Below are 12430 nucleotides of genomic sequence, written 5' to 3'. Positions count from 1 at the left end.
GCGATGAAGGGTTTGACAAGAGCACTGGTTTGCGCCGACCTCGCATCATCTGTAAAACAACCGTCCATGGGTGCGTGATCGGCAACCACACAGCAACTTCGCATCTACCCCAGGTGGTCGAGCGGGCCGGCTGTTTGGGTTATGCTCAGCCCATGAACATCCTGCTTCTGGGGGGCACCCGCTTTGTGGGTCGTCATATTGCCGAAGCCGCCTTGCAGCGCGGCCATACCGTTAGCACCTTCACCCGTGGCACCAACCCCCTCCCCGGCACCGAGTCGCTGGTAGGGGACCGCCAAAAAGGCGACCTGAAGGCCCTCGAGGGCCGCACCTGGGACGCTGTGGTGGACGTAAATGGCTACTTGCCCCGCGAAGTCCGCGAAGCCATCGCTGTACTCAAAGGACGCGTGGGGCGCTATGCTTTCATCTCCACGGTCTCGGTCTACCGGGAGTCCAGCGAGCCTCTGGACGAAACCTCGCCCCTGCAAACCCTGGCCGACCCCACGGTAGAAAAGGTAACCGGCGAGACCTACGGCGGGCTCAAGGTGTTGTGCGAGCTCGAGGTCGAGCGGGCCTTCGGTAGCCAGAGCTTTGTGGTGCGCCCCCATCTGGTGGTGGGGCCGCACGACCCCACCGACCGCTTCACCTACTGGCCGCGCCGCTTTGCCGGGGGAGGCCGGGTGCTGGTGCCGGGCCAACCCAAGCACACTTTGCAGTACGTTGACGCACGCGACCTGGGGGCCTTTGTGGTGCTGGGCCTGGAAGAGGAACTGAGCGGGGCCTACAACGGAGCCGCTACGCCGGTGTCCTGGGGCAGCCTGGTCGAAGCCTGTCGGCAAGCCGCCCCCACCCCTGCCGAGGCCGTCTGGGCCGATGAACAGTGGTTGCTGGACAACCAGGTGACCCCCTGGGCCGACCTGCCGGCCTGGATTCCTTCCTTTGCGCCGGGTCGCGGAATTGCGCAAACCCAGAATGTCAGGGCCGTCGCTGCCGGTTTCACCATGCGCCCGCTTTTGCAAACCGTCCAGGACATTCTGGCCTGGGACAAAGCCCGTACAGAACCCCTCAAGGCCGGTATGAGCCGGGAGCGGGAACTCGATCTCATCCAGCACTGGCTGTCCCGGAGCGCTCTTCACAAAGATTGATTTCCCGGGAGTTGGGAATATTTTGCCCCAAATAGGACGGCTACCACCCGGATGGGCGGCAGCGCTCATGAAGCGTGCGATAGGCCAATTCAAAAGGGACCTTTCGGCCCCCCGAAACTTTGTAGCTGTGTATCAGGCCTTGCCTTAGGCCCGGGCTTTGCTCACCAGTTCGGCGAAGGCCTCGGGCTGGCGCACGGCGATATCGGCCAGAATCTTGCGATCCAGCTCGATGCCGGCTTTTTTGAGGCCGTGCATGAACACGCTGTAGCTCAGGCCATGCTGGCGCGCGGCGGCATTGATACGCACAATCCACAGGCGGCGCATATCGCCCTTGCGCTTGCGGCGGTCGTTGAAGGAGCGCATGGCCCCGCTGAACAGGGTTTCGCGGGCCTTACGGACGCTCTTGGAGCGCAGGGCATAGAAGCCCTTGGCACGCTTGAGGATGGCTTTGTGCTTACGGCGACGGACTACACCGGTTTTTGCGCGTGGCATACTTTTTCACCTCTCCTTATACATCGTAGGGCATGAGCTGGTGGACACGGCGCTCTTCGCCTTTGGAAAAGGTAAAGTCGCGCCCTTTCTGACGGCGGCTGCTGCCCGACTTGTGCCAGTTGAGGTGGCGTTTCCCCGGCTTTTTGCCAACTACCTTGCCAGTAGCCGTGATCTTGACACGCTTTTTGGCGCCCTTGTGGGTCTTCATCTTGGCCATTGTGTGCTCCTGTATCTGCGGCCTGAGTGCCTCTGGAAGAGGACTTGGGAACTCGGCAGCCTTGCAAGTATAGCATTCCTTCGCTTTGTTTGCCAACGAAGGGTATGGGAAAACCGCTACAGTATGAATAAAACCCGACCTCACCAGGGCCGGGTCAACTTTTTGGCAGTCTGGGCAAATAAACCCTAGGCGGGGTTGCCAGACGAAGCGGCAGGGGCCACCGGGGCCGAGGGCTTGGCGCCAGGCGCCATCACCATATTCATGTCGCGGCCCAGCATTTCCGGGCGCATTTCGACAAACCCTATTCCTTCTAGATCCTTCGCGATGCGTTCCAAAAGCTTGTAACCTAGCTCCTGGTGCGCCATCTCACGCCCGCGGAACATGATCGTGACTTTGACCTTGTGCCCTTCCTCGAGAAAGCGCCGAATATGTCCGACCTTGGTGTTGTAGTCGTGGGCCTCGATTTTGGGGCGCAACTTCATGCTCTTGAGTTCGGTGCGCTTGGCCTTCTTGCGGGCTTCTTTTTCGGCCTGCTGTTGCTCGTAGCGCCATTTCCCATAGTCGAGCAGTCTGGCCACAGGTGGAACCGCATTGGGCGAGACCAGCACCAGGTCGTATTCACGCTCCTTGGCCATGCGCAGGGCTTCGCGGGTGTCCACCACCCCTACTTGGGTTCCATTCTCGTCAATCAGGCGTACCTGACGCACCCGAATTCGTTCATTAACTGGAACATCTCTGGTTATAACTTCACCTCCGCAAGCAACAAACCCGGCTGAGTTTGGTTACCCACAGCCTCGAGTGTACACAATGAGCAGGCCAGGCGGCAACGTTGGGTTATACCGGATTCAAAAAGACAGTTTACAAAACTAAAAACCCCATAGGCTGTCTTTTTGAATCCTAGAGCACACCCCTCCCTTGAGTACCGGCGCTAGCCGGGGGCCGATGGCCCTTCACTGTCGGTCGGCGAAGAAAGCGTCTCCCTTTGGTCGGGTTGATTCGTTACCGAACGGTAACGAATCAACCGAATCTGGTATTACATACGGTACGAAAGGGACTTTACAACCCTTCCTCCGGTTCTTGCTTTTATCGTTTGGGTTTTCCTCGTAGCAAGAAAAGGTGGCCGTAGCAGCATCTGAAAAAATGGCCTGCTTGGGGTTTGCGCCATCTTTCCGTTCAGGCTGCCTTACGACTAGCATGGAGGTATGACCGTTACCGCATCCGACCACAATGGCATCCGGCTGCTCACCCTGAACGACCCTGAAAGGCGCAACCCGCTCTCTCCCGGACTGGTACAAGACTTACTGGAGCAGCTAAATGCCGCCGAACAAGACCCCAGCACCAGGGCGGTGGTGCTGACCGGAGCCGGCCAGGCTTTTAGTGCCGGGGCCGACCTGGATTTTCTCAAAGGCGTTACCACCGCCGGCGCCGAGGCCAATTACGCCCACTCCCGTAGTCTGATGCGCCTTTTTCACCGAGTTTACACCTTCCCCAAACCCACCATCGCCGCCATCAATGGCCCGGCGGTAGCCGGTGGGGCCGGGCTGGCCACGGCCTGCGACCTGGCCCTGATGAGCGAGGCCGCCCAAATCGGCTACACCGAGGTAAAGATTGGCTTCGTGGCCGCGCTGGTAGGGGTGATTCTAGTGCGCAACGTGGGGGAAAAGCACGCGCGAGAGCTGCTCCTTACCGGCCGGCTGGTCTCGGCGTCGGAAGCCTACCGAATGGGGCTCGTGAACCAAATCGTACCCCCAGAGCAACTGCTGGACGAGACCCTGGCCCTGGCCCAGGAGGTGAGCGCCAACGCCCCCACCTCGCTGGCACTAACCAAAGAGTTGCTGAATGCCCTGCCGGGAATGGGCCTCGAGGACGGCCTCCGGCTGGCGTCCATCGCCAACGCCTGGGTGCGCGAGACCGGCGACCTGGCCGAGGGCATCGCGGCTTTTTTCGAGAAACGTCCACCGCGTTTTTAGGGTTTTTTCAAGGCCCTCAGCCGTTCGGCAGCCTCAGCAGCGCTGATCTGGCCTTTTTCCAGGGCCGCCAAAATTGCTTCTTTTTCTTCTGGGTTGGGGCCTTCGGGCATCTCCTGGTACTCGTACCCCAGCACCCGGAGCAACGCTTCGAAGCGGGCTCGGATGGTAGGGTACGACAGGCCCAGAATCCGTTCGACTTCCTTCAGGTTGCCCCGCACCTTGACGTACAGGCGCAGGAACTCTAAGTGCTCGGGGGGCAGGAGGGCAAACTCGTTGGGCCGGAACTCACCCCGAATCTCGGTGCGGCAGTCCGGGCAGACCAGTTCGGTCACGTGCAGTCGCCCGTTGCAGCCCTCCACCGGGCATTGTGTGGGCATGGGGAACACTCGCATATAACCTCCGGGCAGGCCTTTACCAAAGCCCAATCTTGACATGCGCTTGCTTTGGGGGCCTTTCCCCGTTTTTGGACCTGAACTCTATCTCTACCAGGGCAAAAGGCGGCATTTTGCGCAACGCCCAGGTCTGGTTGCGCAGCGCTTCCAGGGCGTGCAGGGCAAAAGCGGTCTGGGAGTCGTGGTTTTGCCGCAGAATCCAGAGCGCCATCCACAGGAAAAGCTCCAGCGCTACTAAAGGCGCGAACAAGAATATGGGCACCGGGATTTCCTGCACCCGCACCCACAAATACACAAACCGAGGGCGCACCAGGTTCAGTTGGGTGAACCAGCCAGTTTTAGAGGTTGCTTTCGCCACTGCCACCATCCTAATCTCCATCCAGGGCCAGGAAGCCAAAGCCCTCAGACCACTTCAATCAAGACACGCATGGGGCCCGACATTTTGCTCTGGCCTTCGCTCACCTTACCCACGTCGCTGATCTCCACATCCACCAGGCGGCCCTCGGGCAACTCGCCTTTGAGCATGTCCAGAATGCTCGCCAGGTCAATGCCCTGGGCGCTCAACTGCTGTTTGGCCTCGGGGGGGATGAAGTTGGAGGCGAACTTGGCCAGGGCTGCGGGTACGTTGACCCTGACCTTGACCTCCTCACCATCCAGCACGATACGAATCATCTTGGCGATGCCTTTGGGCGGGGGTGGGGTGGTGGCCACTGCGTAGGCGTAACCTGCACCGGGGGTCGCCGTCTGGCGCCCAGTGTCCATCGCTTCCAGTAAGCGAATGGCCTCCTCGGCGGTAATTTTGCCTTCCTTGACCATCTCCATAATGCGCTTTTTATCGTCCATAAAGGAGCTCCTCAGAGAACTGCAAAGAATAAAACCGTGGGCAGGGGGCCAGGCACAGACCCTTTGTACTTGGCTTTAGTTCGTTTTGTAGCGCGAACGGAAGCAGGTTTTGTCGGTTTTTTACGTGATGGAGCCATGGCCTACCTCGCCTTCACTTCCAGGTTGCCCATGCGCACCGAGACCTCGAGGCTGGCCCTTCCCTCCCCTAGCTGCCTGGTGGCCCCGTTTGCGGTGCCGCTAAATCCCCTGATCTCCTGGTTGCCCAGGCTCACGCTGGGGCTCAGCCGCACGCTGCTTCCAGGTAACACATCCAGCTCGACATTGCCCATCGAGGCCCGCAGGCGGTGCTGACCTTCCCGGAGCAAAAGGGAGCCGTCAATGTTGCCCGCCGTGACCTCGAGGTCGAGCCCCTCCACCGCCTTCAGCTCGACATTGCCTGCCGCCACCCGGCCCTTCAGAAACGCAATGCCCTCGGCTTCTACCTGAGCGGCCTTGCTGTCTACCTCCAGGCCCCAGCCCGGCGGCAGGCGCAGTTCCAGCGAACCCATCCGGCCCAGCAAACCGCCTAAAAAGCTGCCACCCGACATTTCAGGCAGTACTTCGAGGTCGGCCCCCACCGGGCGGACTTCCGCCGGGCCCTCGACCACAGGCATCTGGAGGCTCTTATCGAGCCGGGCCTCGAGACTGCCTGCAGTGAGCCTGACCCGCAGCCAGCGCAACCCCTCCGGCTGCCAGCTGGCAGATGGGGTGTACTGCTCGCCCAGCGTTGCCTGGGCCTGCTGGGCCGCCGTGTCGCCCTCCTCGAGGGCCGAAAGCAGCAGGTCGGCTTCCTGCTGGGTGATCTTGCCTGCTTGCAGCAGGGCCTGGATGCGCTCTTGTTCGGTCATGGAAACCTCCAGGTTAAAACGCCTCTTTTGGGGGCATGGCTGGTCAGGGGGCTATTGCTGGTCAGGCGCCGTGCAACTGCCGGTTCTTAAGGCCTGGGGTGGGCTCTAAAGCCTCGGCCCAAGCCCTGAGCAGATGAGCAAGGCGGCGGCGGAGGGCCTGCCGGGGCAACTGCCGCTCCAGTTCGGCCTCCGCTTGATAGGCGCTCACTTTGTCGGCGATTACCACTTCGAGTTCTGCTGAATTGAAGTTCCCGAACATACCTGGCCTCCTTGGTCATCAATATAAACCAAGGTTTTATATTTTGTCAATATTACTTTTATATTTATCTAACTTCGGTTTTCTATGTATGCTCCAGCAGCCCCTCGAAGTACGTGATTCGCTCCTTGAGCACCTCCATGCCCCCCTGCCAAAAGTCCACCGACTCAAGGTCGAAGCCAAAACGGGCTGCCAGTTGTTCGGCAGGGTACTTGCCCACCGAGGCCAGCAGTTCATCGTAGCGCGCCACAAAGCCGGGGCCCTCCTGCTGGTACTGCCGGTAGAGCGACAGGCCAAACAAAAGCCCAAAGGCGTAGGGGAAGTTGTAAAAGTTGGAGCCGTAGTAGTGGCCTTTGACGGCCCACATGTAGGGGTGATAGGTGGCCAGGGCCTCGCCGTAGGTCGCCTCCTGGGCCTCCTGCATAAGCTGGCAGAGTTCAACCGGCAAAAGCTCCCGCTCCCGCCTCCTGGCAAACAGCGCCTGCTCGAACCAAAAGCGCGAGTGGATGTCCACAATCACCTGGGCCGCGCTTTGCAGGCCGCCCTCGAGAACCCCCAGTTGCTCGGCGGGGGGCAGCACCCGCAGGGCCGCCTCCCCTACCACCGTTTCGTTCATGATGGAAGCCGTCTCGGCCAGGGTCATGGGCTCCTGGCGCAGCAGGTAGGGCACCTCCCGCAAGCAGTGGTTGTGGTAGGCGTGGCCCAGTTCGTGGGCCAGGGTCGAGATGGACTCAAAGCTCTCCTCGTGGTTGAGCAGAATGCGCGAGCGCCCCTGTCCCACCGGGGTGCAGTAGGCCCCGCCCACCTTGCCCTTGCGGGGCGGCGCATCCAGCCAGCGCTCGGCATAGGCCCGCTGGGCCAGCTCGGCAGCGGCCTGCGAGAAACCCGACAGGTGTTCCACAATAAAGCGCTGCCCTTCCTGCCAGCTCCATTTTTTGGGCCTTTGCCCAGGCCGCCTCACCGGCGCGAACAGATCCCACCAGTCCAGCCTATCCTTGCCCAAAGCCCGGGCCTTGGCGGCAAAGTATCGCCGCCAGTGGGGAAAACTATCCACCATTACCTGCTGCATGGCCCGGAGGGTCTTGCGGCTGATGCGGTTCTCGAACAGGGCCGGGGCCAGGTCGTCTTCCCAGCCGCGCTTGCGGTTCAGGGTCGAGACCTCGCCTTTGTAGCCGTTGAGGGCCGCCGAAAGGGCAGTTTCGTGGGCTCTCCAGGCCTCGAGTTCGGCTTCATAGGCCGCTTTACGCACCCTTTCGTCGGGGTGCATGGCCAGGTTGCGCACGGCGGTTATGGGCAGTTCTTCCCCCTGCACCACCGCCGTAATCTGGCTGGTCAGGTTGCCGTGCAGCTTGACCCAGGCGCGCCCGCCCGAAAGGGAGAGTTCGGCAGCTAGCACCTCTTCGGGCTCGGACATCAGGTGCTGGGCCTGGACTCTGGCCTCCTCGAGCAAAATTTGGTAGTCGCCTGCCTGGACCGCCTCAGCGTCCAGCAGGGCCAGCCAGCGCTGGAATCGAGGACGCAGCTTCTGGTACTGAAGGAGCAAAAGCTCGAGTTCCGATAGCCTGACCTGGGCCTCGGCATCGGCGCTATCGGCATCTACCCGCATCAGCACGTAGGCGTAAAGCGGCCCCAGGGTGTCGCCAAAGGTGTTGAGCTTCTCCACCAGGGCCTCGAAGGTATATTTATCGGTCGAAGCCCCCTCCTGACCGATGCGGTGGGCCTGCATGAAGTCTTGCAAATCCCGCAGTTGACCCTCCACCTGGCCCCAAGTAGCCTTGAACTTCTGTGATTCAAAACCCGGAAACAGGCTATCTAAATCCCAGGTCGGAAGCTCGGCGGTGAACTGGCTCATAGGCCCAAGTATAGGGACTGGGGTTTGTTCACGATAGAATCCGGGGGATGAAGTTTCCGGTGCGCGTTCCTATCGAAGTGCGTTTCAGTGACCTGGACACCCTCAAACACGTCAACAATGCGGTTTATCTGACCTACGACGAGGTGGCGCGGGGCCACTATCTGCGCCGGGTGGGGGCTGCCATAGATGGCGGCAACTTTGTTATGGCCCGGGCCGAGGTGGATTACATCCGGCCCATCCTGTTTGCCGAGCCGGTGGAAATTGCCATTCGGGTCGAGAAGGTAGGTAACTCGAGCTTCCGTACCCTAAGCGAGACCTGGGCCAGCGGGGAGCTGGCCGCACGTATCAAGGTGGTGGTGGTCTGGCTGGAAGACGGCAAGCCTGCTCGCATCCCCGACTGGCTGCGCGAGGCCATCCGGGCTTTGGAAACCGAGCCGGTGGAGGGCTTGTAATCACAGCTGCCTCAAAACCCACCCGCTGCGCCCCCAGACGCAAGCAGCCAACCCGGGCGTCTGGTGTTGCACCTCTTCTCCCCTAAAGGACAGGGGCGAAGGCCCTTCAGCAACACCATGCGAGATTACTGTTGCTCTATCTCTGTATTGACCCCCATCAAGAGCTCAACGGCTTTTTCCAGCATCAGGTCGCGGCCTTCGGCTAGGGCCTGAAAGTCGTCGGAAAAGCTCACGCTGGGGGTTACCCGGTCGGGGTAAAAGCTGCCGTCCTTGCGCTGGGCCCTCGAGGTGGTCACCTGCAGGCCCGAGCCATCGCTCAGACGCAGGAAAATGGTGGCGGTGTTGCCCACCCCCGCGGTAGGCTGGCCAATTACCGGGGCCTGGCGGCCTTCTTGCAGGTCGAAGGTGAAGTATTCCGCGCACGAGGCAGTACGCTCGTTCACCAGCACCACCACCGGAGCCGTCCAGCGAACGGCCTGCACCTCGTACTGCGGGCGGTCGCGGCCTCCCGAGCGGAAGTAATAGTAGCCATCCTTGTAACCCTGCTCGCTGGCGCGCAGGTTGTCCTGCAGGCGCCGGTAGGTTTCCTCGACAAAGGCCCCCGCCCCCACCAGGCATTCGCTCAGCACACCGCCGCCGTTGTTGCGCAGGTCGATAACCATGCCTCTGGCCCCAGCCGCCTGGGCCTGGCGCACGAGTTCATGGATGCGCGGCCCTACCTGCTGGTAGCCGCTAAACGAGGGGATACGTAAAACCGCCACCCCGTCCGAACGCAGGCTGAGCGAGGGGAGTTGACGCAGGGAGATAATCCGGGGTCGCACCTCCACCTCAAAGCGCTGCTGGGCCCGTTGGATGGTCAGGCTAACCGGCCCTCCTGTGCTCAGGCGCTCGCGCAGGAAGTTGTTGCGCTCCGCTTCGGCCTGGGGCAAAGGCTCGCCATTCACCGCCAGGATGCGATCCCCCCGGCGCAGTCCGGCTTCCTCGGCGGGGGTTTCGGTCATCACCTCCACCACCAGTAAGCCTTCCAGCCCCGGCACCACCTGAAGCTGCACCCCCAGTTGGGGGCGATTGCTGCTGCTTCCGGCCAGGCGCCGCTGGATTTCGGCGTAGTCTTCGGGGGTGAAGTAGCGGGTGTGACGATCCCCAATTTCGGCTACCAGCGACCCGATCACCGTATAGGCTTTGTTAACCGGGCAGGCCACCTCCTGGGCGCAGATTTTCTCGAGCTCACCCTGGTATTTCTGTCGCAGTTCCTGCAACCTGACTTGAGAGAAGCCGCCGTAGTAGTCCGCCAACAACCGGCTTACTTCGCCCAGCAAGTCCTGGGCAGGGCTGGCCAGCCCAAGCCCAGCCCATACAACCAGCACGACCCCCCAAAACCGCCTGTTTGCCATACATCATTATTTAGCGCCCAAAGATGAAATGTGGGTTGCCTATATCACAACTGCGCAGGCAATACGGATTCGCTTACCTGGTGTCTTAAGGCTTGTTCTACTCAAAAAGTTCGCAGGACTCAGGTCTCGAGCCACAGGTTACAAAGCTTTCGGCCCACTACGGCATCCGGAAGGTCTCGGGCCCGAACACCGGGTTGACCCGGGCTTCTTGCACCTTGACCTCGGCAAACAGGGTGCTATCGGCGTACAGGCGGGCCTGGAAAGGAATCAGGATGCCCGAGACCCGCCGCAGGTCGGCGTAGAGCACCGTCATTTGTCCCTGGCTGTTCTGGTAGCGCTCGGCGATGAGCTGGTGCTGGGCATTCACCAGATAGGTAGTCTTGCTACCCTGGGTGGTGACCTCTATGGCGGTTCCTGTCCGGTCACCAAAGGTGCGGCGTCCCAACAGCCGGGCCTGCTCCCTTCCGCTGCCCCCCAGGCGCAGGCCGTACCAGGTCTGGAACAGTCCGCCACGAAGCTCCTGGGCCAGCTCGGGCTCGAGGGCCTTGCTCCCCGAAACCACGCTCCAGCTTTGGCCGCCGGCCTGGGTTACCTGAAGCACCTGAATTAGCTTGGAGCCGTCGCGGTACTCTACTCTGAGACTTTTAGAGGAAAAATCCACATACGAAACCACCGTTAGTTGGTTCTCCGGCTCTGGCCCAGAAAAGGTGGTCAGGGTTGCGGTTTCCTGGTAGGTGCGCAGATTGGCCAGGGCCGGCCCGCCGTGGGCCAGGCGCATTTTTTCCAGCAGCTGGGTGGCCTCCGGAGTCACCTGGGCCAGTCCCAGGGCACATAGCACCATTGCAAGCCCCAGCATGTACTTCCATCTCGGCATCATCCTGCCCAGGGTATCGCAGAATTCTGTATGTCAGATAAGGTCTGCCTGAGCGGTGCTGGCCTGGGCTTTGAGTTACCCTGCATGGGCATATAGTATGGCTCCATGCCGGAAGAAACCAAAACCACCGAGGCCAAACCCACGCCGCAAGACCAGCTCACCACCACCCAGCACAGCATCCGCATTGCAGGCAAGGAACTGCGCTACAGCGTAACCTGCGGAACCGTAGTACTGCGCGAAGAATCGGAAAAGGACGGCACCGCCGAGGGGCACAAACCCAAGGCTACGGTTTTCTTCGTGGCTTATACCAAAGAGGGCGTAAGCGACCGCAGCCAGCGACCCATCACCTTTTCCTTCAACGGAGGGCCGGGCTCGTCCTCGGTCTGGCTGCACCTGGGCCTTTTGGGCCCCAAACGGGTGGAGATGGGCGATGCCGGGGCCCTCACACCCCCGCCCTACCGGCTGGTAGACAACGAGCACACCCTGCTCGAGGCCAGCGACCTGGTCTTCATAGACCCCGTCGGCACGGGCTACAGCCGCATGGTGGAGGGCGAGAAAACCAGGGAGTACCACGGCTTCAAGCGCGACCTCGAGAGCGTGGGGGAGTTTATCCGCCTCTACACCCACCGCTACGGGCGCTGGATTAGCCCTAAGTACCTGATCGGCGAAAGTTACGGCACCACAAGAGCGGCTGGCCTCTCGGGCTATCTGCAAGAGCGGCACGGCATGTACCTGAACGGCCTCATGCTGGTCAGTAGCATTCTGGAGTTCTCCACCGCCCGCTTTGGCCCCGGCAACGACCTGCCGCACATCCTGTTCCTGCCCACCTTTAGCGCCACCGCCTGGTATCACGGCAAGCTACCCAAAGACCTTCAACAAAAACCCCTCGAGGCCCTCCTGAAGGAGGTCGAGGCCTTTGCCGCAGGCGAGTACACCCTGGCCCTGATGCAGGACAGCAGACTCACCCCCACCGAGCAAAAGCGCATTGCCCAGAAGCTCGCCCGCTACACTGGCCTCTCGGAAGCCTACGTGCAGGCCTGCAACCTCAGGCTGGAGATTTTCCGCTTTACCAAGGAGCTCCTGCGCGCCGAGCGCAAAACCGTGGGCCGGCTGGATAGCCGCTTTACCGGCACCGACCGCGACGCCGCCGGGTCTGCCTTCGAGTACGACCCCAGCTATGCGGCCATCCAGGGCCCCTACACTGCCACCCTGAACCATTATGTGCGGCAGGATCTGGGCTTCCAGAGCGACCTCCCCTACGAAATTTTGTCCAACTTGTACGAGAGCTGGAGCTACAAAGAGTTCGAGAATCAGTACCTGAACGTGGCCGAAACCCTGCGCAAAGCCATGAGCATGAACCCTTTTCTGCGGGTGTATGTGGGCAGCGGCTATTACGACCTGGCCACCCCCTACTTCGCCACCGACTACACCCTGAGTCACCTGAGCCTGGAGCCCCACCTGCAAAAAAACATCCAGGTGCACTACTACCCCGCCGGCCACATGATGTACGTGCACCTGCCCTCGCTGGCCCGGCAAGCCGCCGACCTGAAGGCGTTCGTGCAAGGCCAGAGTCGGCCAGCGCCCAGGCAATCCAGGGCCAGGGTTAAACGGTAAAGCTTGAAGATTATTCGCGCTGATTTCTATCTACAGGGCGCTCAA

15 protein-coding genes are annotated in these 12430 nt (G+C 61.1%); 4 read left to right on the top strand and 11 right to left on the bottom strand.

Annotated elements, in window-relative coordinates; genetic code table 11:
* Positions 1-152 precede the first annotated feature (152 nt).
* On the top strand, positions 153-1142 hold the full coding sequence (locus tag Mhypo_RS01020; RefSeq protein WP_119339500.1) for an NAD-dependent epimerase/dehydratase family protein: 990 nt from the start codon (positions 153-155) through the stop codon (positions 1140-1142).
* A 144-nt stretch (positions 1143-1286) separates the two neighbouring features.
* On the opposite strand, the gene rplT is transcribed toward Mhypo_RS01020, so the two are convergent.
* From rplT to infC, 3 genes are all read right to left on the bottom strand, one after another.
* A complete protein-coding gene (rplT, locus tag Mhypo_RS01015) occupies positions 1287-1634 on the bottom strand; it encodes a 50S ribosomal protein L20 (RefSeq protein ID WP_119339499.1) in 348 nt (115 codons plus the stop codon).
* 16 nt (positions 1635-1650) lie between these two features.
* A complete protein-coding gene (rpmI, locus tag Mhypo_RS01010; protein WP_119339498.1) occupies positions 1651-1851 on the bottom strand; it encodes a 50S ribosomal protein L35 in 201 nt (66 codons plus the stop codon).
* A 185-nt stretch (positions 1852-2036) separates the two neighbouring features.
* Entirely contained in the window at positions 2037-2594 is a 558-nt protein-coding gene (infC, locus tag Mhypo_RS01005) for a translation initiation factor IF-3 (protein ID WP_119339497.1), read from the bottom strand.
* 459 nt (positions 2595-3053) lie between these two features.
* On the opposite strand from infC, the gene Mhypo_RS01000 reads away from it, so the two are divergent.
* The gene (locus Mhypo_RS01000) at positions 3054-3821 is read left to right on the top strand and encodes an enoyl-CoA hydratase/isomerase family protein (protein WP_119339496.1); all 768 of its coding nucleotides are present in this window, start codon (positions 3054-3056) and stop codon (positions 3819-3821) included.
* Here Mhypo_RS01000 and Mhypo_RS00995 read toward each other — a convergent pair.
* The 6 genes from Mhypo_RS00995 to Mhypo_RS00970 all read right to left on the bottom strand — a co-directional run bounded on the left by Mhypo_RS00995 (position 3818) and on the right by Mhypo_RS00970 (position 8051).
* Positions 3818-4213 (bottom strand): DUF2089 domain-containing protein, encoded by a 396-nt coding sequence (locus tag Mhypo_RS00995; RefSeq protein WP_186814625.1) that lies wholly within the window; start codon positions 4211-4213, stop codon positions 3818-3820. The two genes, Mhypo_RS01000 and Mhypo_RS00995, sit on opposite strands and share 4 nt — an antisense overlap.
* 19 nt (positions 4214-4232) lie before the next feature.
* Positions 4233-4580: a hypothetical protein gene (locus Mhypo_RS00990; RefSeq protein ID WP_119339523.1), complete on the bottom strand. Its 348-nt coding sequence runs from the start codon at positions 4578-4580 to the stop codon at positions 4233-4235.
* A 35-nt stretch (positions 4581-4615) separates the two neighbouring features.
* Complete coding sequence (locus Mhypo_RS00985; protein ID WP_119339494.1) at positions 4616-5056, bottom strand: SHOCT-like domain-containing protein; 441 nt, start codon at positions 5054-5056, stop codon at positions 4616-4618.
* Positions 5057-5196: 140 nt separating this feature from the next.
* A complete protein-coding gene (locus Mhypo_RS00980) occupies positions 5197-5943 on the bottom strand; it encodes a hypothetical protein (RefSeq protein WP_119339493.1) in 747 nt (248 codons plus the stop codon).
* A gap of 61 nt (positions 5944-6004) precedes the next feature.
* Positions 6005-6202 carry a hypothetical protein gene (locus Mhypo_RS00975; protein WP_119339492.1) on the bottom strand — a complete coding sequence of 66 codons (198 nt, stop codon included), beginning with the start codon at positions 6200-6202 and terminating at the stop codon, positions 6005-6007.
* 82 nt (positions 6203-6284) lie between these two features.
* Complete coding sequence (locus Mhypo_RS00970) at positions 6285-8051, bottom strand: M3 family oligoendopeptidase (protein WP_119339491.1); 1767 nt, start codon at positions 8049-8051, stop codon at positions 6285-6287.
* 47 nt (positions 8052-8098) lie between these two features.
* On the opposite strand from Mhypo_RS00970, the gene Mhypo_RS00965 reads away from it, so the two are divergent.
* Entirely contained in the window at positions 8099-8503 is a 405-nt protein-coding gene (locus Mhypo_RS00965; RefSeq protein WP_119339490.1) for an acyl-CoA thioesterase, read from the top strand.
* A 125-nt stretch (positions 8504-8628) separates the two neighbouring features.
* On the opposite strand, the gene Mhypo_RS00960 is transcribed toward Mhypo_RS00965, so the two are convergent.
* Together Mhypo_RS00960 and Mhypo_RS00955 are read right to left on the bottom strand one after the other, a co-directional pair.
* Complete coding sequence (locus Mhypo_RS00960) at positions 8629-9870, bottom strand: S41 family peptidase (protein ID WP_240637059.1); 1242 nt, start codon at positions 9868-9870, stop codon at positions 8629-8631.
* A gap of 184 nt (positions 9871-10054) precedes the next feature.
* Positions 10055-10774 carry a hypothetical protein gene (locus tag Mhypo_RS00955; protein WP_119339488.1) on the bottom strand — a complete coding sequence of 240 codons (720 nt, stop codon included), beginning with the start codon at positions 10772-10774 and terminating at the stop codon, positions 10055-10057.
* A gap of 102 nt (positions 10775-10876) precedes the next feature.
* Between Mhypo_RS00955 and Mhypo_RS00950 the strand changes: the two genes are divergently transcribed.
* Positions 10877-12385: a S10 family peptidase gene (locus Mhypo_RS00950; RefSeq protein WP_119339487.1), complete on the top strand. Its 1509-nt coding sequence runs from the start codon at positions 10877-10879 to the stop codon at positions 12383-12385.
* Positions 12386-12430: the final 45 nt, after the last annotated feature.

Source organism: Meiothermus hypogaeus (assembly GCF_003574035.1).
Classification (GTDB): Bacteria; Deinococcota; Deinococci; order Deinococcales; family Thermaceae; genus Meiothermus; species Meiothermus hypogaeus.
This window is presented reverse-complemented; position numbering and strand designations above follow the sequence as displayed.

Excerpts from the sequence above, each read along its gene's own strand:
- Mhypo_RS01020 (WP_119339500.1), top strand. The coding sequence starts at position 153 with ATGAACATCCTGCTTCTGGGGGGCACCCGCTTTGTGGGTCGTCATATT.
- rplT (WP_119339499.1), bottom strand. The coding sequence starts at position 1,634 with ATGCCACGCGCAAAAACCGGTGTAGTCCGTCGCCGTAAGCACAAAGCC.
- rpmI (WP_119339498.1), bottom strand. The coding sequence starts at position 1,851 with ATGGCCAAGATGAAGACCCACAAGGGCGCCAAAAAGCGTGTCAAGATC.
- Mhypo_RS01000 (WP_119339496.1), top strand. The coding sequence starts at position 3,054 with ATGACCGTTACCGCATCCGACCACAATGGCATCCGGCTGCTCACCCTG.
- Mhypo_RS00995 (WP_186814625.1), bottom strand. The coding sequence starts at position 4,213 with ATGCGAGTGTTCCCCATGCCCACACAATGCCCGGTGGAGGGCTGCAAC.
- Mhypo_RS00990 (WP_119339523.1), bottom strand. The coding sequence starts at position 4,580 with ATGGTGGCAGTGGCGAAAGCAACCTCTAAAACTGGCTGGTTCACCCAA.
- Mhypo_RS00985 (WP_119339494.1), bottom strand. The coding sequence starts at position 5,056 with ATGGACGATAAAAAGCGCATTATGGAGATGGTCAAGGAAGGCAAAATT.
- Mhypo_RS00980 (WP_119339493.1), bottom strand. The coding sequence starts at position 5,943 with ATGACCGAACAAGAGCGCATCCAGGCCCTGCTGCAAGCAGGCAAGATC.
- Mhypo_RS00975 (WP_119339492.1), bottom strand. The coding sequence starts at position 6,202 with ATGTTCGGGAACTTCAATTCAGCAGAACTCGAAGTGGTAATCGCCGAC.
- Mhypo_RS00970 (WP_119339491.1), bottom strand. The coding sequence starts at position 8,051 with ATGAGCCAGTTCACCGCCGAGCTTCCGACCTGGGATTTAGATAGCCTG.
- Mhypo_RS00965 (WP_119339490.1), top strand. The coding sequence starts at position 8,099 with ATGAAGTTTCCGGTGCGCGTTCCTATCGAAGTGCGTTTCAGTGACCTG.
- Mhypo_RS00955 (WP_119339488.1), bottom strand. The coding sequence starts at position 10,774 with ATGATGCCGAGATGGAAGTACATGCTGGGGCTTGCAATGGTGCTATGT.
- Mhypo_RS00950 (WP_119339487.1), top strand. The coding sequence starts at position 10,877 with ATGCCGGAAGAAACCAAAACCACCGAGGCCAAACCCACGCCGCAAGAC.